The sequence below is a fragment of the Azorhizobium sp. AG788 genome, from assembly GCF_943371865.1.
GTDB lineage: Bacteria > Pseudomonadota > Alphaproteobacteria > Rhizobiales > Xanthobacteraceae > Azorhizobium.
The window spans coordinates 115,386-137,573 of sequence record NZ_CALRWL010000009.1; the positions used below are offsets into that span (position 1 = coordinate 115,386).

Annotated in this window: 22 protein-coding genes and 1 pseudogene; 8 read left to right on the top strand and 15 right to left on the bottom strand. The window is 67.8% G+C overall.

Annotated elements, in window-relative coordinates; genetic code table 11:
- Positions 1-45: 45 nt before the first annotated feature.
- Entirely contained in the window at positions 46-2,085 is a 2,040-nt protein-coding gene (paaZ, locus tag AAG816_RS08030; protein ID WP_341989064.1) for a phenylacetic acid degradation bifunctional protein PaaZ, read from the bottom strand.
- Between the two features lie 103 nt (positions 2,086-2,188).
- On the bottom strand, positions 2,189-3,397 hold the full coding sequence (gene pcaF, locus AAG816_RS08035; protein ID WP_341989065.1) for a 3-oxoadipyl-CoA thiolase: 1,209 nt from the start codon (positions 3,395-3,397) through the stop codon (positions 2,189-2,191).
- 311 nt (positions 3,398-3,708) lie between these two features.
- Here pcaF and paaG point away from each other — a divergent pair, with 311 nt between their 5' ends.
- From paaG to paaK, 3 genes are read left to right on the top strand one after another with little or no spacing between them, the layout of a single operon-like run.
- Complete coding sequence (gene paaG / locus AAG816_RS08040) at positions 3,709-4,497, top strand: 2-(1,2-epoxy-1,2-dihydrophenyl)acetyl-CoA isomerase PaaG (RefSeq protein ID WP_341989066.1); 789 nt, start codon at positions 3,709-3,711, stop codon at positions 4,495-4,497.
- Positions 4,494-4,982 (top strand): hydroxyphenylacetyl-CoA thioesterase PaaI, encoded by a 489-nt coding sequence (gene paaI / locus AAG816_RS08045; RefSeq protein WP_341989067.1) that lies wholly within the window; start codon positions 4,494-4,496, stop codon positions 4,980-4,982. The genes paaG and paaI overlap by 4 nt, the downstream gene beginning before the upstream one ends.
- Positions 4,983-4,992: 10 nt before the next feature.
- Positions 4,993-6,330 carry a phenylacetate--CoA ligase PaaK gene (gene paaK / locus AAG816_RS08050; protein ID WP_341989068.1) on the top strand — a complete coding sequence of 446 codons (1,338 nt, stop codon included), beginning with the start codon at positions 4,993-4,995 and terminating at the stop codon, positions 6,328-6,330.
- A gap of 130 nt (positions 6,331-6,460) precedes the next feature.
- Here the strand turns inward: paaK and paaE are convergent, their stop codons facing one another.
- The 7 genes from paaE to AAG816_RS08085 all read right to left on the bottom strand — a co-directional run bounded on the left by paaE (position 6,461) and on the right by AAG816_RS08085 (position 12,014).
- Positions 6,461-7,546 carry a 1,2-phenylacetyl-CoA epoxidase subunit PaaE gene (paaE, locus tag AAG816_RS08055; RefSeq protein WP_341989070.1) on the bottom strand — a complete coding sequence of 362 codons (1,086 nt, stop codon included), beginning with the start codon at positions 7,544-7,546 and terminating at the stop codon, positions 6,461-6,463.
- Between the two features lie 12 nt (positions 7,547-7,558).
- Positions 7,559-8,056, bottom strand: a complete 498-nt coding sequence (gene paaD, locus AAG816_RS08060; protein ID WP_341989072.1) for a 1,2-phenylacetyl-CoA epoxidase subunit PaaD — start codon at positions 8,054-8,056, stop codon at positions 7,559-7,561.
- On the bottom strand, positions 8,050-8,826 hold the full coding sequence (paaC, locus tag AAG816_RS08065; RefSeq protein ID WP_341989073.1) for a 1,2-phenylacetyl-CoA epoxidase subunit PaaC: 777 nt from the start codon (positions 8,824-8,826) through the stop codon (positions 8,050-8,052). The genes paaD and paaC overlap by 7 nt, the downstream gene beginning before the upstream one ends.
- 77 nt (positions 8,827-8,903) lie before the next feature.
- Positions 8,904-9,191, bottom strand: a complete 288-nt coding sequence (gene paaB, locus AAG816_RS08070; RefSeq protein ID WP_341989074.1) for a 1,2-phenylacetyl-CoA epoxidase subunit PaaB — start codon at positions 9,189-9,191, stop codon at positions 8,904-8,906.
- 84 nt (positions 9,192-9,275) lie between these two features.
- Positions 9,276-10,262, bottom strand: a complete 987-nt coding sequence (gene paaA, locus AAG816_RS08075; RefSeq protein ID WP_341989075.1) for a 1,2-phenylacetyl-CoA epoxidase subunit PaaA — start codon at positions 10,260-10,262, stop codon at positions 9,276-9,278.
- A gap of 105 nt (positions 10,263-10,367) precedes the next feature.
- A complete protein-coding gene (paaX, locus tag AAG816_RS08080; protein WP_341989076.1) occupies positions 10,368-11,237 on the bottom strand; it encodes a phenylacetic acid degradation operon negative regulatory protein PaaX in 870 nt (289 codons plus the stop codon).
- A gap of 39 nt (positions 11,238-11,276) precedes the next feature.
- Positions 11,277-12,014 (bottom strand): TetR/AcrR family transcriptional regulator, encoded by a 738-nt coding sequence (locus tag AAG816_RS08085; RefSeq protein WP_341989079.1) that lies wholly within the window; start codon positions 12,012-12,014, stop codon positions 11,277-11,279.
- A gap of 294 nt (positions 12,015-12,308) precedes the next feature.
- On the opposite strand from AAG816_RS08085, the gene AAG816_RS08090 reads away from it, so the two are divergent.
- From AAG816_RS08090 to AAG816_RS08110, 5 genes are all read left to right on the top strand, one after another.
- Positions 12,309-13,487 carry an ABC transporter substrate-binding protein gene (locus AAG816_RS08090; RefSeq protein WP_341989080.1) on the top strand — a complete coding sequence of 393 codons (1,179 nt, stop codon included), beginning with the start codon at positions 12,309-12,311 and terminating at the stop codon, positions 13,485-13,487.
- 92 nt (positions 13,488-13,579) lie between these two features.
- Positions 13,580-14,452: a branched-chain amino acid ABC transporter permease gene (locus tag AAG816_RS08095; protein WP_341989081.1), complete on the top strand. Its 873-nt coding sequence runs from the start codon at positions 13,580-13,582 to the stop codon at positions 14,450-14,452.
- Positions 14,452-15,399, top strand: a complete 948-nt coding sequence (locus AAG816_RS08100) for a branched-chain amino acid ABC transporter permease (RefSeq protein WP_341989083.1) — start codon at positions 14,452-14,454, stop codon at positions 15,397-15,399. Before AAG816_RS08095 ends, AAG816_RS08100 begins: the two co-directional genes overlap by 1 nt.
- Positions 15,396-16,184, top strand: coding sequence for an ABC transporter ATP-binding protein (locus tag AAG816_RS08105; RefSeq protein WP_341989085.1), 789 nt, complete (start codon positions 15,396-15,398; stop codon positions 16,182-16,184). The genes AAG816_RS08100 and AAG816_RS08105 overlap by 4 nt, the downstream gene beginning before the upstream one ends.
- The gene (locus AAG816_RS08110; protein WP_341989087.1) at positions 16,171-16,872 is read left to right on the top strand and encodes an ABC transporter ATP-binding protein; all 702 of its coding nucleotides are present in this window, start codon (positions 16,171-16,173) and stop codon (positions 16,870-16,872) included. Before AAG816_RS08105 ends, AAG816_RS08110 begins: the two co-directional genes overlap by 14 nt.
- Before the next feature lie 13 nt (positions 16,873-16,885).
- Here the strand turns inward: AAG816_RS08110 and AAG816_RS08115 are convergent, their stop codons facing one another.
- The 6 genes and pseudogenes from AAG816_RS08115 to AAG816_RS08140 form a co-directional block, all read right to left on the bottom strand.
- Positions 16,886-17,590: a GntR family transcriptional regulator gene (locus tag AAG816_RS08115; RefSeq protein ID WP_341989088.1), complete on the bottom strand. Its 705-nt coding sequence runs from the start codon at positions 17,588-17,590 to the stop codon at positions 16,886-16,888.
- The gene (locus tag AAG816_RS08120; RefSeq protein WP_341989090.1) at positions 17,587-18,615 is read right to left on the bottom strand and encodes a Gfo/Idh/MocA family oxidoreductase; all 1,029 of its coding nucleotides are present in this window, start codon (positions 18,613-18,615) and stop codon (positions 17,587-17,589) included. Before AAG816_RS08120 ends, AAG816_RS08115 begins: the two co-directional genes overlap by 4 nt.
- Positions 18,612-19,763, bottom strand: coding sequence for an ABC transporter ATP-binding protein (locus AAG816_RS08125; RefSeq protein ID WP_341989091.1), 1,152 nt, complete (start codon positions 19,761-19,763; stop codon positions 18,612-18,614). Before AAG816_RS08125 ends, AAG816_RS08120 begins: the two co-directional genes overlap by 4 nt.
- An 11-nt stretch (positions 19,764-19,774) precedes the next feature.
- Complete coding sequence (locus AAG816_RS08130) at positions 19,775-20,644, bottom strand: carbohydrate ABC transporter permease (protein ID WP_341989092.1); 870 nt, start codon at positions 20,642-20,644, stop codon at positions 19,775-19,777.
- A gap of 1 nt (position 20,645) precedes the next feature.
- Positions 20,646-21,602 carry a sugar ABC transporter permease gene (locus AAG816_RS08135; protein WP_341989093.1) on the bottom strand — a complete coding sequence of 319 codons (957 nt, stop codon included), beginning with the start codon at positions 21,600-21,602 and terminating at the stop codon, positions 20,646-20,648.
- 7 nt (positions 21,603-21,609) lie between these two features.
- A pseudogene (locus AAG816_RS08140) lies at positions 21,610-22,188 on the bottom strand (ABC transporter substrate-binding protein); the annotation flags it as partial.

A 22,188-nucleotide genomic window follows, 5' to 3' on the forward strand; every position in this document is an offset into this window, starting at 1 on the left:
TCCCCTCCCGCGGTCCGGCAGCGGACCGCGGGAGGGGCTTTGAAGTTAGGCCACTGGCCGGGCGCTCATGGTCAGCAGTTCGTAGCGGGCGACCGTCTCGTCGCTCTGGTTGAACACCTCCGCATCCCACCGCACCTCGCCATATTCCGGCTTGCGCCCGGCCTGCTTCTGCTTGACCGTGAGCCGCACGCGGATGGCATCCCCCGGCGAGACCGGCTTCAGGAAGCGCAGATTGTCGAGCCCGTAATTGGCCAGCAGCGGGCCCGGCGCCGGGTCCACGAACAGGCCGGCGGCGAACGACAGGATCAGATAGCCGTGCGCCACCCGGCCGGGAAAGAACGGGTTGGCCTTGGCCGCCGCTTCATCCATGTGGGCATAGAAGGTATCGCCGGTGAAATGGGCGAAATGCTCGATATCCTCCAGGCTGATGGTGCGCGCGCCGGTCTCCACCGTGTCGCCGATGGCGAGGGCATCATAGTCGCGCGTGAACGGATGGGTCGGCGACACCGGCGCCGGGGCGCCCTTGATCCAGCTGCCGGTCAGTTGCGACAGCCGGCCCGGCGAGCCTTGTAGCGCGGTGCGCTGCATATAATGGAACACCCCGCGCAGGCCGCCCATCTCCTCACCGCCGCCGGCCCGCCCAGGGCCGCCATGCACCAGGCCCGGCAAAGGCGAACCGTGACCGGTGGATTCCTTGGCGCAATCGCGATCCACCATCAGCAGGCGCCCGTGATAGGGCGCGATGCCGAACACCAGCGCCGCCGCCACCTGCGGGTCATAGGTGAACACCGAGGCCACCAAGCTGCCCTCGCCCTTGGCCACCAGCGCCACCGCCTCCTCCAGGCTGTCATAGGCCATCAGGGTCGCCACCGGGCCGAAGGCTTCGGTGGCATGGGCGTGGTGGGCGGTGAGCGGCGCGGCGCAGCGCAGCAGGATCGGCGCCAGGAAGGCACCGCCGGGATGGGCCGCATCCAGGGCCTCGGGCGCGTCCAGGCTGCCGCACAGCACTTCGCCCTCGCCGGCAATGGCGGTGGCTGCATCCAGCACCGCTTTGCGCTGCGCCCGGCTGACCAGCGCGCCCATGCGGGTCTCTTCCGCGCGCGGATCGCCGATGCGGATGGCGGACAGCTGCGCCACCAGCGCCTCCGCCACCACACTCTCCACCGCGCGGGGCACCAGGATGCGGCGGATGGCGGTGCATTTCTGCCCGGCCTTCACCGTCATCTCCCGCACCACTTCCTTGAGGAACAGGTCGAATTCCGGCGTGCCCGGCACCGCATCCGGCCCCAACACGGCGGCATTGAGCGAATCCCGCTCGGCCACGAACCGCACCGCATGGCGCGAGAGCGCCGGATGATTGCGCACCGCCTCGGAGGTCTCCAGCGAGCCGGTGAAGGACACCACATCCTGCCCGGAGAGATGATCCAGCAGATCCCCCACTGAGCCGCAGATCAGCTGCAGGCTGCCCGCCGGCAGCACGCCGGATGCCACCATCAGCCGCACCAGCGCCTCGGTCACATAAGCGGTGGCGGTGGCCGGCTTGGTGATGACCGGAACGCCCGCCAGGAAGGCCGGGGCGAATTTCTCCAGCAGGCCCCAGCAGGGGAAGTTGAAGGCGTTGATGTGCACGCCAACCCCATGCAGCGGCGTGAGAATATGCGCGCCGACGAAGGTTCCGCCCTTGGACAGGCCCTCGGGCGCGCCCTCCACCACGAAATGCTCGCTGGGGAGTTCGCGACGACCGCGCGAGGCATAAGCGAACAGCGTGCCGATGCCGCCGTCGATGTCGTTCAGATTGTCCCGCCGGGTGGCGCCGGTGTCGGCGGCGAGCGCATAAAGCTGCTCCTTGTGCTCGCCCAGATAGCCCGCCAGCGCCCGCAGGATATCGGCGCGCTGATGGAAGGTCAGCGCCCGCAGCGCCGGCCCACCCACATCACGGGCATGACGCACCATCGCGTCCATCGCCAGCCCGGTGCTGGAGGCCTGAGCCACCACCCGGCCGTCGATGGCACTGACGATGTCCACCAGCCCGGACGACGGCACGAACCACTGGTCGCAGGCGTAGCTGTTGAGGATCTGGGTCATGGTCTGTTTCCTCCGTCCGGTCGCTGACCGGGAGCGCCTTGGGGCGCCTGTGGGGCCGTCGCGGCCCCTGATTGGGAAGGCGATGCGAAACTGCGGGCGGGGCTCACACCCGCTCGATCAAGGCGGCGATGCCCTGGCCGACACCGATGCACATGGTGGCCACGGCGCGCTTGCCGCCGCGCAGCTCCAGGGCACTGACGCAGGTCATGGCGAGGCGTGCGCCGGACATGCCGAGCGGATGGCCCAAGGCGATGGCGCCGCCATGGGGGTTCACATGTTCGGCGTCATCGGGCAGGCCCAGCTGGCGCAGCACCGCGAGGCCCTGGGCGGCGAAGGCTTCGTTCAGCTCGATGAGGTCGATGTCGGCCAGCGCCAATTTGTTCTTCGCCAGCAGCTTCTGCGTGGCCGGGGAAGGGCCGATGCCCATGATGCGCGGCGGCACGCCCACCGCCACCACCGAGACCACCCGCGCCCGTGGCGTCAGCCCATAGGCCTTCACCGCCGCCTCGGAGGCGAGGATGAGTGCGCCCGCGCCGTCATTCACGCCCGAGGCATTGCCGGCGGTGACCGAGCCGCCCTCCTTGCGGAACGGCGCCTTCAGGGCGGCCAATTGTTCCAGCGTGGTGTCGCCACGGGGATGCTCGTCCACCGCGAAGGTGGTCACCGCGCCCTTCTTGCCGGGAATGTCCATGGGGGCAATTTCGCGGGCGAAAAAACCCGCCGCCTGCGCCGCCTTGGTGCGCTGCTGCGAGTGCCAGGCGAACAGATCCTGGTCGGCGCGGGAGATGGCGAAGTCCGCCGCCACATTCTCGGCCGTCTCGGGCATGGAATCGACGCCATATTGCGCCTTGAGCACCGGATTGATGAAGCGCCAGCCGATGGTGGTGTCGAAGATCTCCGCCTGCCGGGAGAAGGCCTCGCTGGCCTTGCCCATGACGAAGGGAGCTCGGGTCATGCTCTCCACCCCGCCGGCGATCACCAGATCGGCGTCGCCGGTGAGGATGGCGCGGGCGGCCATGCCCACCGCATCCAGGCCCGAACCGCACAGGCGGTTGATGGTGGTGCCGGGCACGCTGTCCGGCAGGCCGGCCAGCAGCACCGCCATGCGGGCCACGTCGCGATTGTCTTCGCCGGCCTGGTTGGCGCAGCCAAGGATGACGTCATCCACCGCCGCCCAGTCGATGCCGGGATTGCGCTCCTTCAGCACCCGCAGGGGATGGGCGGCGAGCGTGTCGGTGCGCACATCCTTGAGGGCGCCCGCATAGCGGCCGATGGGGGTGCGCGCGAAGTCGCAGATATAAGCGTGGGCCATGAAACGCTCCAGGAAATGACAGGTCAGGCGCCCGTGGGGCGCGCCCGGCGGACCGCGCCGCAACGGGATGGGCAAAGGCCGGCGGTGCCGGACAGGCGGGAGGCAGGGAGGGGGACGCGGCGGGCGCCGGTGCACGTCGGCTGCGTCTCATCCGGCGGCGCCCGATGCGCCCGGAGCAAAGTGTCCATGGTGTTCTCCCTGCCCGTGGGACCGTTGGCGGCGTGTTGACAAGCCTGTCCCTTGCGCTAATGATTAACCGATCGATCGGTTAATTCAAGAGGGGTCATCAAGTCCCCCTGAAGGAGGAAACAGTGGAGCCAGTGCTTCTCGTGGACCGCCGCGACGGCTGGACCGCGCTTACCCTCAATCGCCCGGACCGGCTCAATGCCTTCAACACCGCGCTGCATGGCGCGCTGGCGCAGGCGCTGGCGGAGATTGCGGCGGACGACAACTGCCGCGCGGTGCTGCTCACCGGGGCCGGGCGCGGCTTCTGCGCCGGCCAGGATCTGGGCGACCGCGCCGGCAGCGACGGCCCGCCCGATCTCGGCGAGACGCTGGATACCCTCTACAATCCGCTGATCCGCCGCATCCGCGCCCTCAACAAGCCGGTGGTGTGCGCGGTCAATGGCGTCGCCGCAGGGGCCGGGGCGAACATCGCTCTGGCCTGCGACATCGTGCTGGCGGGGCGCTCGGCCAAATTCCTCCAGGCGTTCGCCAAGATCGGCCTGGTGCCGGATTCGGGCGGCACCTATTTCCTGCCCCGCCTCATCGGCGATGCCCGCGCCCGCGGCCTGATGATGCTGGCCGAACCCCTGCCGGCGGAAACCGCCCTGGCCTGGGGCATGATCTGGAAAGTGGTGGACGACGCCGCTCTGGCCACCGAGGCCGAGGCCCTCACCGCCCATCTGGCCACCCAGCCGACGCAGGGGCTCGCCCGCATCAAGGCGGCGCTGAACGCCTCCGGCGGCAATGATCTCGACGCCCAGCTGGACCTGGAGCGCGACCTCCAGCGCGAGGCCGGCCGCACCCCGGACTATCGCGAGGGCGTCACCGCCTTCCTGGAGAAACGCGCGCCCCGTTTCACCGGGCGCCCGTCATGAGCGCCGCCAAGATCAGCCCCGCCGCCGCGCAAGACATTGCCCGGCGCTCTGCCGAGGCGATGTGGGCGGACGACCGCGCCAGCCAGGGCCTCGGCATCGAATTGGTGGCGGTGGGCCCCGGCACGGCGACGCTGGCCATGACCGTGGGCGAGGCCATGACCAATGGCCATGGCACCGCCCATGGCGGCTTCCTGTTCGCCTTCGCCGACAGCGCCTTCGCCTTTGCCTGCAATTCCCATGGCGACACCACGGTGGCGGCGCAGTGCAGCATCACCTTCGTGCGGCCGGGCCAGCGCGGCGACCGGCTGCTGGCCACCGCCCGCGAGGTGACACGCAGCGGCCGTTCCGGCATTTATGACGTGTGCATCTCCCGCGATGGCGTGACCATTGCCGAGTTTCGCGGGCATTCTCGCACCATAGGCGGCTCGTTCATCGAGACCGTCCCCAGCGCGCCGCAGAGCCGCGACCCCAAAGACACCGTTTGAGGAGGAGACGATGAATATGGCTCTCCAGCCCCCCGCCTTCGACACCTCGGTCCTGAACAATCTGGACGGGGCGGAACGGGCCTCGCGCGACCAGATCGTGGCGCTGCAGACCGCGCGCCTCGCCTGGTCGCTGCGCCATGCCTATGACAATGTGCCGTTCTACCGGGCGCAGTTCGATGCCGCCGGCGTCCACCCGTCCGATTTCCGCCAGGTCTCGGATCTGGCCAAATTCCCGTTCACGGTGAAGACCGACCTGCGGGACAATTATCCCTTCGGCCTGTTCGCGGTGCCGCGCGATCAGCTGGCGCGCATCCATGGGTCGTCCGGCACCACCGGCAAGCCCATCGTGGTGGGCTATACCAAGGCCGACATCGACATGTGGGCCGATGTCATGGCCCGCTCGCTGCGGGCCGCGGGCCTGCGCCCCGGCATGATGGTGCATGTGGCCTATGGCTACGGCCTGTTCACCGGCGGCCTCGGCGCCCATTACGGCGCCGAGCGCCTCGGCTGCACCGTTGTGCCCATGTCGGGGGGCATGACCGAGCGCCAGGTGCAGTTGATCCATGATTTCAAGCCTGAAGCCATCTTGGTGACGCCCAGCTACATGCTGTCCATCCTCGACGGCTTCACCAAGGCGGGGCTGGATCCGCAGGCCTCCTCGCTGAAGTTCGGCGTGTTCGGGGCCGAGCCCTGGACCAATGCCATGCGCCAGGAGATCGAGCGCGCCTTCGCGCTGGATGCCACCGACATCTATGGCCTGTCCGAAGTCATCGGCCCCGGCGTCGCCCAGGAATGCGTGGAGACCAAGGACGGCCTGCACATCTGGGAAGACCATTTCCTGCCGGAGATCATCGATCCCCTCACCGGCGAGGTACTGCCGGACGGCGAGAAGGGCGAACTGGTGTTCACCTCGCTCACCAAGCAGGCCTTCCCGGTGATCCGCTATCGCACCCGCGACCTCACCCGCCTGCTGCCGGGCACCGCCCGCCCCGGCATGCGGCGCATGGAAAAGGTGACGGGTCGCTGCGACGACATGATCATCCTGCGCGGCGTCAATGTGTTCCCCACCCAGATCGAGGAAATCCTGATGGCGGTGGAGGCTTGCTCCGGCCACTATCAGCTCGAACTCACCCGCTCCGGGCGCATGGACGAGATGACCGTGCATGCGGAACTGCGCGAGGGCCGCTGGGGCAGCGTCGACACCGGCGCCCTGGCCGGGCAGGTGCTGAACCGGATCAAGGATACGGTGGGCATCACCGTGCGCATGGAGCTGCATCCGCCGGACACCATCGAGCGTACCCTGGTGGGCAAGGCCAAGCGCGTGGTGGATCGCCGCCCGAAGGACTAGGGCGGGCACCTCCCGATCGGAAAGAGCGGCCTTCGGGCCGCTCTTTTCATTTTCGGACTCCCGCAAGTCCATGCACCACAAACAAAAAGGCCCGGCGCAGGGCCGGGCCTTGAGTGCTATGGAAGGCCGCTCACATCTGGTCGAAATCCACCACCACCCGCGCGGTGGTGGGGTGGGACTGGCAGGTGAGCACGAAGCCGGCCTGCAATTCCCACGGCTCCAGGGAGTAGTTCACGTCCATCTCGACGCTGCCTTCCACCACCTTGGCGCGGCAGGTGGAGCACATGCCGCCCTTGCAGGCGAACGGCAGATCCATCCCCGCCCGCAGCGCCGCATCCAGGATCGCCTCGCCCTCCGCCACGGGAATGTCGCGGCGCTTGCCGTCCACGATCAGCGACGCCACATGGGCCGGCGTCGCATCGACGGCGACCGGCGCCGGCACCGGACGGGGGCGCCCGCCCAAGGCCGAGACGAAGCGCTCGATATGGATCTTCTCCGGCGCGATGCCGATCTGCGCCAGGGTCGCCTCCAGATCATCCGCCATGCCCGAGGGGCCGCAGACAAACACATGGTCCACCGCCGCCGCCGGCACCATGGCGCTGAGCAGCAGGCGCACCTTGGCGCCATCGAGCCGGCCATTGAGCACCGGCACATCCTGCTCCTCTTGGGACAGCACATGGAAGATGGACAGCCGGTCCAGGAACCGATCCTTCAACTCCTCCAGCTCCTCGCGGAACAAGATGTCGGCGGTGGAGCGGTTGCCGTAGAACAGGAAGAAGCGGCTGGCGGGCTCCCGCTGTAGCACGCCGCGCACGATGGACAGGATCGGCGTGATGCCGGAACCCGCCGCAAAGCCCACATGCAGGCGCCCGTCGCCGGGGCTCTGGTGCAGGCCGAACCGGCCGGTGGGGGTCATCACCTCCAGCTCGTCGCCGCTGCGCAGGGTGCTGTTCACCCAGGAGGAGAACAGGCCGTTCTCCACCTGCTTGACCGCAATGCGCAATTCGCCGTCATCCGGCCCCGAGCAGATGGAATAGGAGCGGCGCAGATCCTCCCCCTCCAGAGTGGCGCGCAGGGTGAGATACTGGCCCGGCGCGAAGGCATAGTCCGCGGCCAGATCGGGCGGCACCTGGAAGGCGATGGACACCGCATCCGGGGTCTCGCGCTTCACGTCGCGAATGGCCAGACGATGAAATTTCGGGCTCGCTGTGGACATGAGATCACCGGCTCAGTGGCATTTGAAATAATCGAAGGGTTCCCGGCACGCGGCGCAGCGCCAGAGAGATTTGCACGAGGTGGAGCCGAAGGCGGCGATCTCCGCCGTATCGGTGGAGCCGCATTGCGGGCACGCCACCACATCGGCCCCGAACAGCGCCCGCCGGCCGGCGGCCTTGGCGGGCGGGGCGATGCCGTAATCCCGCAACTTCTGGCGCCCTTCATCGGTCATCCAGTCGGTGGTCCAGGCGGGGGAGAGCACGGTGGTGATCTTGGCCGGGCCGAGCCCGGCCTTGGCCAGCGCCAGCTCGATTTCCAGCGCGATCATGTTCATGGCCGGGCAGCCGGAATAGGTGGGGGTGATCTCCACCTCGATGCCGGCCTCTCCCACCCGCACCGCCCGCAGCACCCCCAGATCGGCGATGGACAGCACCGGGATCTCCGGGTCCACCACCGTGCTCGCCACCTGCCAGGCGGCGGCGCGGCGGGCTTCGCTATCGGCGGCTACCATGTGGCACCGGGATAGGCCCGCTGCATATATTGCAGGTCGCTCAAGAGATGGCCCAGATGCTCGCTGTGGCGCCCGCTGCGGCCGCCCTTCTGCATCCAGGCGGCGGCGGGCTTGGCGAGCGTGGCGGTGGCCAGCACCTCGTCCACCTGTGCGGTCCAGGCGGCACGCAATGTCTCGGGATCCACCGCAATGCCGGCGGCGATGAGTTCCCGCTCAGCCTCGTCCACCTCGAACATCTCGCCGGTGAAGGCCCACAGATCGTCGATGGCCGCCTGCATGCGGCGGTGGCTCTCAGGAGTGCCGTCGCCCAGGCGCACCAGCCATTCGGCGCAGTGGCGCACGTGATAGGCGCTTTCCTTCTCCGCCTTGGCGGCGATGGCGGCCAGCGTGGCATCGCTGGAGGCCATCATCGCCCGCCAATAGAGATCGATATAGACCGAATAGAGAAACTGGCGGGCCATGGTGCGGGCGAAGTCGCCATTGGGCTGCTCAACCAGCAGAAGATTGCCATAGCCGCGCACGTCGCGGCGATAGGCATAGGCATCCTCGTCATGGCCGGCGGCTTCCACTTCGCCCGCATAAGTGTAGAGCGAGCGCGCCTGGCCGATGAGGTCCAGCCCCATATTGGCCAGCGCCATCTCCTCTTCCATCATGGGCGCGCGGCCGCACCATTCGGACAGGCGATGACCGAGGATCAGCGCATCGTCGGCGCGGCGCAGCACATAGAGCACAAGCGGCGTCTGCGCCACGGTGATGGAGCCGGTGGCCATGATGGGGTCTCTCCCTGGATGGGGCAGCTTTGCCGCTGCCGCCGGATTGGTGCTTCAGCTTGGGGGGCGATGCCCGCTCACATATGCCCGACTTCGTCCGGCACCTCGTAGAAGGTGGGGTGACGGTAGATCTTGGAGGCGGTGGGCTCGAACATCATGTCCTTGTCGGCGGGGTCCGAGGCGGTGATGGCATTGGACGGCACCACCCACAGGGACAATCCCTCGCCGCGGCGGGTGTAGAGATCGCGCGCCGCCTGCAAGGCCATGGTGGCGTCGGGCGCATGCAGCGAGCCCACATGCTTGTGCGCCAGCCCGTTGCGGCTGCGGATGAACACTTCCCAGAGCGGAATGGCCGGATTGGACATGGATGCCTCCCCTGCCGCGCCTCTTGTGGGGCGTCGGCGGCTGTCAGATGGGTGTGAGCGCCGGGCGCGGGCCCGGCGGATGGCTCAGGCGGCGGCCTTGCGGCCCTGCTTCTGCGCGAAGGCGAGCGCCGCCTCGCGCACCCATGCGCCGTCCTCGTGGGCGGCGCGGCGCGCGGCCATGCGGTCGCGATTGCAGGGGCCGTTGCCGGCGATCACCTGCTTGAACTCCTCCCAGTCGATGGCGCCATAGGCCCAGTGGCCGGTCTCCTCATTGAGCTTCAGCTCAGGATCCGGCAGGGTCAGGCCCAGGAAGTGGGCCTGGGGCACGGTGGCATCGACGAATTTCTGCCGCAGCTCGTCATTGGAGAAGCGCTTGATCTTCCAGCGGGTGGAAGCATCCGAATGGGCGCTCTCCGCATCGGGGGGGCCGAACATCATCAGGCAGGGCCACCACCAGCGGTTCAGCGCATCCTGCGCCAGCTCCTTCTGCTCCGGCGTGCCGCGGGCGAGCGTCAGCATGATTTCATAGCCCTGGCGCTGGTGGAAGGATTCCTCCTTGCACACCCGGATCATCGCCCGCGCATAAGGCCCGTAGGAACAGCGGCACAGCGGGATCTGGTTCATGATCGCCGCACCGTCCACCAGCCAGCCGATCGCCCCCATATCCGCCCAGGTGAGGGTGGGATAATTGAAGATGGACGAATACTTGGCCTTGCCGGACAGCAACTGCTCTTCCAGCTCCTCCCGCGCCGTGCCCAAGGTCTCGGCGGCGGAATAAAGATAGAGGCCGTGGCCGCATTCATCCTGCACCTTGGCCAGCAGCGCCGCCTTGCGGCGCAACGAAGGGGCGCGGGTGATCCAATTGCCTTCCGGCAGCATGCCGATGATCTCGGAATGGGCGTGCTGGGAGATCTGCCGCACCAAAGTGCGGCGATAGGCGGCCGGCATCCAGTCATTGGGCTCGATGCGCTCCTCGGCATCGATCCGCTCCTGGAAGCGGGCGGCGAGGACGGCGTCTTCGATCTGGCGTTCGCCCGTTTCGGGCTGGCTGTTGAGGGCCTGCGTGTACACGGTGACCTCCCTGTTTCGAATGATTATATGTAACCAAATTTTCTCATGCAATGTTTTTTCGTAACATAAATGAACCCGCGAACGACACCCCGTCCACTTGTTCGCTTAGTCCTTGAAACGTCTGCTGATTTCCCGCGCCGGCGGCAGTGGATCGCCGCTCTCGGCGAGGCCATTGGCATCGAGCCAGCGCTCCGACGGGCCGATCAGCGGCCGATAGAGCGCCGCGCACAGCGCCCGCGCGGCCGCGCCGGGCCAGTCCTCGGGCAGGATGTCCGGCGGCAGGATGGGGTCGCGCAGCACGATGCGGCGATATTCGTGGATCAGCAGCACCCGCACCACCAGCGCATCCAGATCGGAAAGCTGCGCCCCCGCCTCCAGTTGCGCCCGCAGCGGCGTGAACACGGCGAGGAAGCGGGCATAGGCCGCCGCCGTTTCCGCCAGCGGCCAGGCGCGCGCCGCCAGCGCCCGGTTGGTGGCCGCATCCCCGCCCGCGTGCAGGCGCAGCGCCTCGGCTGCGGCGGCGGGAACGGGGCGGCCGGCGGGCGCGATCCACAGGCCCGGCGCCGGCCCGCCGAAGCCGGCGGCCTCCAGCGCGGCGCGGGCGGCCTCGCGGTCCATGCCATTGTCCAGCAGCAGCATGTCGAAATGGCCGGACCACACCGGCGGGCGCGGATGATAGATGTGGTCGGCGGCGGCGCGGAAGGTCTCGCGGCCCTTGTCGGCGAGGCGATAGAAGCTGTTGCGCCCCACTTTGGCCCGCTCCAGCCAGCCGTCGGAGGCCAGGCGCGACATGGCGGTGCGCACCACGCCGTCGGAAATCTCCAGCGCCTTGAAGAAGGCCAGCAGCGTGCCCAGCCACACGCTGCCGCCGCGCGGCACGATGGCATCGCCATAGATGGTGATGATGATGGACCAAGTGCGGGAGGGTTCCCCGCGCAGATGGTCCAGAATCTGGTCCAGAGGGGTGCGCGACATGGCCCGATCCATAGCCCGACCGGCGCGCCCTGGAAACCGTTAGTCCCGCGCCGCCGTGCGGCGGGGCGCGCCCACAGGTGCGACGGCCTTCGCTTTGGCTTTGGACGTGACCTTGGGCGCAGCCGATGCCACCGCCTTGGGCTTGGCCGCCTTCGGCGCCGCCGGAGCGGCGAGCGCCAGCCGGGCGCTGGCGGCGGACGAGCCGGTGGCCACCAGATCGGTGACGAGCCGGGCATATTCCGCCCGGGTCAGGCCCTTGCCGTCGCGAAACCACATGTAATGCCAGTTCAGCATGCCGAACAGCGACATGGTCAGCGGCTTCAGCAACGGCCCGCGCCCCACCTCCGGCACCGCCTGCGCCAAAGCATCGGAGAAGATGGTCACCAGGGTGCGCTCCATGGCGCGCAGGGCCTCCTGGTGCTCGTCATTCAGCAGCTTGAGATTGGCGATCTGCACCTGATGCTCGGCATCCGCATCACGATAGGCCTCCAGCAGCGCGGCGACCAGAGCATAGAGCCGTTCTTTGGCATCTTCCGTGGAGGCGGCGGCCCGCTCGGCCTCGGCCACCAATTCTTCCAGATGGGCGGAGAGGATGTCGAACAGCACCGCCTCCTTGTCCGGATAATAGTGATACAGCAAGGCCTTGGAGACGCCGCAGGCCTCCGCGATCATGGTGATCGAGGTGCCGGAATAGCCATATTGAGCAAATAATTCCGCCGAGCGGTGGAGAATCGCCAGACGCTTGGCGTCGTAATCCTGTGCGCGGGTGCGAGCCATTCCAGAAACCATCCGTCCTTATGGCGCCGTGGGCGCCCTCCCCGGCGGCGCTGCCGCGCGCGCCCGGGGCTTTGACATGTTCACCGCATAACAAAAATTGTCCGAGCGGTCGATCAGGCGTGTGCGGCGCACCCAGAGAGGGGGTGAAAAATGCCGCGCAGCTATCATTGACCAATCGGTCGGTTAATCATAGGATCAATGCATCCACCCGCGAAGCTTTTTCTCGGGCGGGCACCGGGAGGGGGATCAACCGCCCCCGGTCGCAGGCTTCAAGACCTTTTGGAGGAACGCCACATGGGAACGTCCCCGACCGGACGATGGATGCTGCGTGCCGCGGCCCTCGCCGCCGCGCTGTCCGTCTCGGCCCTCACCAGCGCGAGCTTTGCCGCCGATCCCATCAAGATCGGCTCGGTGGTCTCCGCCACCGGCCCCGCCGCCTTCCTGGGCGACCCGGAGGCGCGGACGCTGAAGCTCTATGTGGAGGAGCTGAACAAGAAGGGCGGCCTGCTGGGCCGGCCGGTGGAACTCATTCTCTATGACGACGGGGGCGACGCCAACAAGGCCCGCACCTTCGCCACGCGCCTGGTCGAAGACGACAAGGTCGTGGCGGTGGCGGGCGGCACCTCCACCGGCGGCACCATGGCCATGATCCCGGTGTTCGAGGACGCCAAGATCCCGTTCGTCTCGTTCGCCGGCGGCATCGAGATCATCGATCCGGTGCGCGCCTTCGTGTTCAAGACCCCGCACACCGACAAGACCGCCTGCCAGAAGATCTTCGAGGACATGAAGGCCCGCGGTTTCACCAAGGTGGGCCTGATCTCCGGCACCGACGGCTTCGGCAAGTCCATGCGCGCCCAGTGCCTGAAGGTGGTGAAGGACTACAACATCACCATCGTCGCCGACGAGAGCTACGGCGCCACCGATTCCGACATGACGCCGCAGCTCAACAAGATCAAGAACACCGCCGGCCTCCAGGCGGTGCTGAACCCCGGCTTCGGCCAGGGCCCGGCCATCGTCACCCGCAACTATGCCCAGCTCGGCATCGCCGTGCCGCTCTACCAGAGCCATGGCGTGGCCTCGAAGAGCTTCATCGACCTGGCCGGCCCTGCCGCCAACGGCGTGCGCCTGCCCGCCCCGGCGCTGCTGGTGGCCGACAAATTGGCCGATGGCGATCCGCAGAAGCCGGTGGTCGCCGCCTATAAGGGCAGCTATGAGGCCGCCACCGCGCAGCCGGTCTCCACCTTCGGCGGCTATGCCTTCGATGGCATCCAATTGGTGGTGCAGGCGATCGAGAAGGCGAAATCCGCCGATCCGCAGAAGATCCGCGATGCCCTGGAAGCCACCAAGGGCTATGTGGGCGTCACCGGCATCTACACCATGTCGCCCACCGATCATCTCGGCCTCGGCACGGACTCGTTCCGCATGCTGGAGATCAAGAACGGCGACTGGGCATTGGCTCCCGCGGCCAAGTGAGCCGCCGGCACTCCTGACCTTCGCTCTTCCCGCGGCCGTGGCGGTTTGCCCGGCCGCGGACCCGCCCGCAAAAAGGCACGGTGCCAGAGGCCATGGCTGAATTTCTGCAATTGGTGTTCTCGGGCCTGACGGTGGGCGCGGTCTATGCCCTCGTCGCCCTCGGCTTCACGCTGATCTACAACGCCTCCGACGTGATCAATTTCGCCCAGGGCGATTTCGTGATGATCGGCGGCATGGGCACCGTCTTCCTCACCGCCGCGGGCCTGGCTCTGCCGGTGGCCGCCTTCATCGCCATCGTCGCGGCGGTGATGGTCGGCCTGGCGCTGCATCGCTTCGCCATCCAGCCGGCGCGCGGCGCCTCGCCGGTGGCGCTGATCATGATCACCATCGGCGCCTCCATCTTCATTCGCGGCGTGGCGCAGATCGTGTTCGACAAGCAGTTCCACTCCTTGCCCGCCTTCTCCGGCTCCGACCCCATCCATCTGGGTGGCGCCACCATCCTGCCGCAGAGCCTGTGGGTGATGGGCGGCGCCTTGGTGGTGGTGGCCGGCCTCTATGCCTTTCTGGAGCACACCCTGCTGGGCAAGGCGGTGCTGGCCACCGCCGCCAACCGGCTGGCGGCGCGGCTGGTGGGCATCAATGTCACCGTGATCCTGGCGCTGGCGTTCGGCGTCTCGGCGGCCATCGGCGCGGTGGCGGGCATTCTCGTCACCCCCATCACCCTCACCCGCTTCGATGTGGGCACCTTGTTCGCCCTCAAGGGCTTTGCCGCCGCCATGCTGGGCGGCATGGGCAACCCGCTCGGCGCGGTGGTGGGCGGACTGCTGATCGGCCTCCTGGAGACCTTCGGCGCCGGCTATCTGTCCTCCACCTATAAGGATGCGGTGGCCTTCGTCGCCATCCTCCTGGTGCTGCTGTTCATGCCCCGCGGCCTGTTCGGCGGCCGCAGCGTGGAGCGGGTGTGATGCTGGTCGCCCTCCTGCGCTCGCGGCTCGCGGCCCTGCTGCTGCTGGCCGCCATCATGGCGCTGTTTCCGCTCATCGCCCCGTCCGCTTTCTACCTGCGGGTGGCAGCGCTGGTGTGGATCTTCGCGCTGGCCGCCCTCGGCCTCACCATCCTCATGGGCTATGCGGGCCAGGTGAGTCTCGGCCATGCGGGCTTCCTGGGCCTGGGCGCCTATGGGGTGGCCATCGGCCCCGCCCATCTGGGCCTGCCGCCGCTGCTGTCCCTGGTGCTGGCGGCGGCGCTCGCCGGGCTCATCGCCTATCTGGTGGGGCGGCCGATCCTGCGGCTGAAGGGCTATTATCTGGCCATCGCCACCTTGGGCTTCGGCATGATCCTGGCGCTCGTCTTCAACAGCGAAAGCGCCGTCACCGGCGGCCCGGACGGCATGGCGGTGGCGCGCATGACCGTGCTGGGCTGGCGCATCACCGGCGCGCTCAACTGGTATTGGGTCAGCGCCGGGGCGCTGCTGGTGGGGGCGTGGCTGGCGCTCAATCTCCAGGCCAGCCCCTCGGGCCGGGCGCTGCGGGCGCTGCATGACAGCGAAGTGGCCGCCGCCGGCGTGGGGGTGAATGTGGCCGCCAAGAAGCTCAGCGCCTTCGTCATCGGCGCGGTCTATGCCGCCTTTGCCGGCGGATTGCTGGCCTCCCTGAACGGGCTCATCACCCCGGAGGCGTCCAGCTTCATGCAGTCCATCGAGCTGGTGGCGATGGTCATCATCGGCGGGCTGGGCTCGGTGTTCGGGGCGGTGGTGGGCGCCGCCTTCCTGGTGGTGCTGCCACAGGCGCTCACCGCCTTCCAGGAATATGAACAGGCGGTGCTGGGGCTGCTGATCATGGTGTTCATGATCTTCCTGCCCGACGGCATCGTGCCCACCATCCGCCGCTGGCTGCTGGAGCGCCTGTCATGAGCGTGCTCGAAGTCTCCGACATCGGCATCAGCTTCGGCGGCCTCGTGGCCGTGGATGGGGTGAGCTTTGCGGTGGAGCCCGGCGAGGTGTTCTCCATCATCGGCCCCAATGGCGCCGGCAAGACCACCTTGTTCAATCTCGTCACCGGCATCTATCGTCCCCAGCGCGGCAGCGTCGCGCTGGACGGGGAGACCATCACCGGCCTCTCGCCTTATCTGCTGGTGCGCCGGGGCATGGCCCGCACGTTCCAGAATCTGCAGATCTTCTTCCGCATGACGGCGCTGGAGAATGTGATGGTGGGCTGCCATCTGGCCGAGCGCTCCTCGCTGCTGGCGGACCTGCTGGGCCTGCCCTCGGTCTCCCGCCAGAACCGCATCACCCGCACTGCCGCCTTGGCCCTGCTGGAGCGGGTGGGGCTGGCGGCCTATGCGGATCGCCCCGCCGGCTCGCTGTCCTATGGGGTGCTGAAGCGCCTGGAGATCGCCCGGGCGCTGGCCGCCAATCCGCGCCTGCTGCTGCTGGATGAGCCCGCCGCCGGCTGCAATGCGGTGGAGACCGAAACCCTCGACGCGCTGATCTGCGCCATCGCCCGCGATGGGGTGGCGGTGGTGCTGATCGAGCATGACATGAAGCTGGTGATGAAGATCTCCAACCGGGTTCTGGTGCTGGCCCAGGGCCGGCGGCTGGCGGAAGGCCCGCCCCAGAGCGTGCGCAACGACCCCGCCGTGATCGCCGCCTATCTGGGCGACCATGGCAGCCGGGAGGCCGATCGTGCTCAGCATTGAAGGCCTCAGCTCCGCTTATGGCCGCATCGCGGTGCTGCATGAGGTGAGCCTCACCGTGGCAACCGGCGAGATCGTCGCCTTGGTCGGCTCCAACGGCGCCGGCAAGACCACCTTGCTGCGCACCCTCTCCGGCGTGCAGCCCATGACCGGGGGCCGGCTCTCGTTCGAGGGCCATGCCATCGGCCATCTGAAAGCCCATGCCCGCGTCGGCCTCGGCATCGCCCAATCGCCGGAAGGCCGGCAGGTGTTCGGCCCCTTGAGCGTGGAGGACAATCTGCGCCTCGGCGCCTATCGCAAGCGCGATGGCCAGGAGGCCCAGCGGCTGGAGCGGATCTACGCCATGTTCCCGGTGCTGGCGGAACGCCGCCGCATCGCCGCCATGAGCCTGTCCGGCGGCCAGCAGCAGATGCTGGCCATCGGCCGGGCGCTGATGGCGGCGCCCAAATTGCTGCTGCTGGACGAGCCCTCGCTGGGCCTCGCCCCGCTCTTGGTTGACCAGATCCTGGCGGCGGTGGTGGCGCTCAAAGCCGAGGGCATGACCATCCTGCTGGTGGAGCAGAATGCCTCCGCCGCGCTGGCCATCGCCGATCGCGGCTATGTGCTGGAGACCGGCCGCGTGGTGCTGGAGGGTGCCGGCCAGGCGCTCTTGGCCGACCCCAAGGTGCGATCCGCCTATCTCGGGCTTTAAGCCCGCGCCGCTCTCACTCGGCGAGTGACACAGGCGCGCGGCTGGAGGCCACGCGGTCGAGATAGTCCGCCTTGCTGGGCTCCATATGAGCGATGCACAATTGCGCCAAGGCCCAATTGTCGCGGCCGCGCAGCAGTTCGATCATCAGATCATGCTGGCGGCGGGACAGGTCCAGGCCGTCGCGATCCGCCAGATTCTTGGCCCGCATGGGCAAGGTCAGGCCCATATAGTCCTGCAGCGACTTCACCAGATACGGGTTGCCGCAGGCGGAAAACAGCAGCAGATGGAAGGCATCGTTGGTTTCGTGGATGCCGCGCAGGTCGCCGGCCTCCGCGAACCGGGCATAGCGCGCCTGCACCGCCTGTAGTTCCGCGATCAGCGCCGCGGGCGCCGGCAGCGGGATCAGCAGCGCCGCCTGCCGGGTGAGCATCTCGCGCACCTCATAGATCTGCCGCACCTCTTCCGCCGAATAGGAGCAGACGGTGGCGCCCACATTCTTCTCGCGGCGCACGATGCCGGTGCGCTCCAATTGCGCCAGGGCCTGGCGGATGAAATGCCGCGAGGCACCGTAATGGGCCATCAGCACATCCTCCACCAGGCGCGAGCCCGGCGCGAAGCGGCCGAAGATGATGTCCTCCTCGATGCGCCGGACGATCTCGCTCTGGCTGGCGTCGCGGGAGACGGGCGGCGCGATCTCGGGCGCAGGCACAGCCGTCATGCGGTCTCTCCCGCATCCCAGCCGGACAGGCGATAGCAGTCTTCCACCAAGCGCAGGGTCTCCAGATTATCCTCGGGTGCGGTCTCGAATGGGGCGCCACTGGCCAACGCATCAAGGAAATGCGCCAGGGTGGCGGTGTAGGAGCCCTGATAGGTCTCGGCCAGGTCATAGTGCCGGGTTTCCGGTGCATGGCCCATGCAGCTCAGCGTCGCGCCATCAAGGCGCAAGGTGCCGGTCTCGCCGATGATCTCCAGCCAGTCCGCCTGGGAGGGCGGTGCCCCATGCACCGCGAAGCTGGCGAACAGCTGGATGCCGGCGCCGCCGGCGCTCTCCAATTGGATCACCGCCCCATCCTCCCCCGCCAGGGCCGGGCAGGTGCGGCTGAGCACCGCCGCCGAGACCACCAGCGGCCCCAGCAGCATGCGCAGCGTGTCCAGATGATGGATCAGCACTTCGGCCACCAGCATGCGGGTTTCCGTGCGCATGAACGGCTGGCGCTCCAGCGCCGGATAGCGCCCTTCCGCGTCCGGCACCGTGCCGCTGGTGGCCAGCACCAGCCGCGCGGCCTTCACCCGGCCGATGCGGCCGGACTTCAGCCAGTGGGCGGCATCGCGATAATAGGCCCGGAACCGCCAGTTCTCATGCACCATTAGCCGGCTGCGCCCGGCCACTTCCGCGACGAGGGCCTGCGCCTCCGCCAGGGTCGGCGCCAACGGCTTCTGGCAGATCATCGGCAGGCCGGTGGCCGAGACCTGCCGCACCAGATCCGCATGGGCGGCGCGGGGGGCGGCGATGTCCACCGCATCCAGGCCACCGGCCGCCAGCATGGCGGCGGCGTCCTCATAGACATGGGCAATGCCGAAGGCGGCGGCGCGGTCCTGCGCCTTGGCGCGGTCGGGATCAGCGATGGCCACCACCCGGGCGCGCCCGGCCAGTGCCCGCCAGGCGGTGAGATGGTGCTGCGTCACCCAGCCGGCGCCGATGAGGCCGATGCGCAGTTCGCCCCGTGGTGAGTAAGTGCTCATTGCAGGCTCCGCAGCACGCCGCGCACCGCGCTCGCGGTCTCGTCGGCGGGGATGGCCTTGCCGGTGGCGCCGTCGAACACATAAGCCGCGCTGGCGGAGAACAGGAGATCCACCTCCTCCCCCGGCCGCAATGCCACCGTGCGCGGCAGGCGGGCGGTGCATTCGCCCAGCGCGGTCTCGCACACCACCAAAGTCTCCGCCCCCAAAGGCTCGATGGCGAATGCCCGGCCGCGGATGGTGCCGGTGGGGCCGGGGCCGGCGGCGGCGCGATCCAGATGCAGGTCTTCCGCCCGCACCCCGAACACCGCCGGGCGATCCGCATGGGGGGCCAGCGTTGCGGCGGACCAGCGGGTCAGCGGCGCGGTCAGGCCCGGCGTCGCGAAGCCGAAGCCCTCGCTGGTGCGGGTGAGCGGCGCGGTGAACAGATTCATCGGCGGCGAGCCGAGGAAGCGGGCGACGAAGGTGTCGGCCGGATGCCAGTAGACCTCCAATGGCGCGCCGATCTGCGCCACCTTGCCGCCATTCATCACGCAGATGCGGGTGCCCATGGTCATCGCCTCCACCTGATCGTGGGTGACATAGATCATGGTGGAGCCAAGGCGATGATGCTGCTTGATGAGTTCGTTGCGGGTGTTGACCCGCAGCGCCGCATCGAGGTTCGACAGCGGCTCGTCGAACAGGAACACCATGGGCTCGCGCACCATGGCCCGGCCCAAAGCCACCCGCTGGCGCTGGCCGCCGGAGAGCGCACTGGGCTTGCGCGCCAGCAGCGCGCCGAGGCCGAGCAGATCGCCCACCTCCTTCACCCGGCGGTCGATTTCCGCCGTGCCCACCTTGCGGCGGCGCAGGCCGAAGGCGAGGTTTTCCGCCACGCTCATGTGCGGATAGAGGGCATAGGACTGGAACACCATGGCGATGTCGCGGTCCTTGGCGGGCACGTGGTTCATCACCCGCCCGTCCATGGACAGGGTGCCGGCGCTGATGGCCTCCAGCCCGGCGATCATGCGCAAGGTGGTGGACTTGCCGCAGCCGGACGGCCCCAGCAGCACCATGAACTCGCCATCGGCAATGGTGAGGTCCACAGCGTCCACCACCGGACTGGCCGAACCATAGCGCTTGCTGATCTTGTCGAGGGTCACGACCGACATGACGATTCCTCTTATTTCACCGCGCCGGCCGTCATGCCGCGGATGAGTTTTTCGGAGAAGAAGACATAGGCGAGGATCACCGGCACCACCGAGATCATGACGCCGGCGGCGATCATGCCGATGTCCTGGAAATGGTCGCCCATGAAGGCGCGGATGCCGATGGGCAGGGTGCGCTTGTCGGGATCGGTGATCAGCACCACGGCGAACAGGAACTCGTTCCACAGCTGGATGAAGTTCAGGATCAAGGTGGTGGCGATGGCCGGCATGCCGATGGGCAGCACGATGCGGCGGAAGATCTCGATATCGCCATAGCCGTCCATCTTGGCGGCGTCGAACAGGTCCTGCGGGATGCGGGCGAAGAAGCCTTCCAGCAGATAGACCGTGAGCGGCAGCTGGAGCGAGATATAGACCAGCATCAGCCCGAACAGGGAGTTGTAGAGATTGTAGTTCACCAGGATCTGGTAGAGCGAGATCAAGGTGATCTGCGGCGGGAAGATGATGGAGGAGAACAGCACCGCATAGATGACGCGGTTGCCGCGAAAGCGATAGCGCGCCAGCGCGTGCGCCGCCGCCGCCCCCAGCAAGGTGACGACCGCCACCGCGCCCACCACCACGAAGGCGGAGTTCCAGAAATAGGTGGCGAAGTTGGAATCCACCCAGGCGATGCGGAACTGTTCCCAGTGGAACGGCCGGGGCCAGGCATAATGGTCGGCGCTGATCTCCGCCGTGGTGCGCACCGACATGGTTGCCAGCCACAGGAACGGACCGAGCGTGTAGATGGTGTAGGCGCCGATCACCAGAGCCAGCATGATCTTGCCGAACAGGCCGGGCATGGGCGTGGCGCCGCGATCGCGGGGGCCGAACAGGGAGGTGAAGCTCATCTCAATATTCCAGCCGCTCTTTGGAGGCGAGGACGCGGTTGAGGATGATCACCGCCGCGCACACCACCCCGAACCACACCGCCGCAATGGCGGACGGATAGCCGAGATCGAAGGTGTTCCAGTTGAAGGCGCGCTTGTAGACATAAGTGGAGACGGTCTCCGTCGCCCATAGCGGCCCACCGGCGGTCATGATCCACACCAGATCGAAGATCTTCATCTTGCCGATGAAGGCCAGGATATAGAGGTTCAGCAAGGTCGGCCGCAGCATGGGCACGATGATGTAGCGCAGCTTGGCGCCCCAGCCGCAATTGTCCAGTTCGCCCGCCTCCAGCACTTCCTTGGGCAGCGAATGGATGGCGGCAAGACACACCACCATGTTGAAGCCGGCCCATTTCCAAGCATGGGTGACAATCAGCGCCCCCAGCGCCAATTGGGGATTGCCCAGCCAGGATTGCGCCAGGGAACCGAGGCCCACCGCCCGCAGGCCAGCATTGAGGATGCCCCAGTCGTAATTGTAGATCCACATCCACAGGATCGCGACCACCACATAGGACAGCAGCACCGGCGTGAACCAGGCCACCCGGAAGAAGCGGGCGAACGGCACCCCGGCATAGAGCGCCACCGCCAGCAGGAGGCCGGTGGCCACATCCAGCACCGGGGCGATGAAGGCCCACACGAAGGTGTTGCGCACCGCCACCCAGAAGGTCTCGTCCTGGAGCAGGTCGCGATAGTTCTGCAGCCCGACGAAGGAGACCTCCAGGCCCTCGATGGTGAAGAAGCTGTCGTAGATGGTCCGCACCGCCGGATAGGCGGTCAGCCCGCCATAGATGGCCAGGGCCGGCACCAGAAACACCATCAGCACCGGCCAGCTGGTGCGGCGGGGGTCCGCCAGGGAACCGGGCGAGGAGATCTCGCCCGGTTCCGCTTTTGGAGACGCCAAAGCTGCATCATGCGCCATCAGCTGCTCACCCCTTGAAACAGGCCGCATCCATCTTCTCGGCGGCCTCCGGAACGCTGATCAGGCCGGCGGGGAAGGCGTTGTTCATCACCTGGGTGTAGGTCTCGGCGCACTTGGCGCGATAGTAGAACAAGGGGGTGCCGAAGAAGTATTTGGCATCCTTGTTGCGCGCGTTCAGCTCGGCGAAATACTCCGCATGGCTGCTCTTGATCTTGGCCGGGTCGGACCTGAGCCCGGTCTGGAGCGACACCTGCTCCATCCACGCCGTGCCGTTCTCCACCGTGGCCATGGATTTCAGCAGCGCGCCGGCACAGGCCTTGTTCTGGCCCTTGGCATACATGACGAAGCTGCCGGCCACCGCCAGCGTCTTGCAGGTGGGGCAGGCGCCGTCGGCCATGGCCGGGAACTGCATGATGCCCAGCGGGAAGTTCGCCGGCATGCCGCCGCCCTCGGGCGGGGCGAAGGCGCGGCCGGTGAACCAGGAGGGGTCCGGGAAGGTGAGCGCGCCGGGGGTGTTGTAGAAATAGAAGTGGGATTCCCCCAGCTTCAGGGTGGAGAAGCTCTTGGGATAGGCGCCCGCATCCAC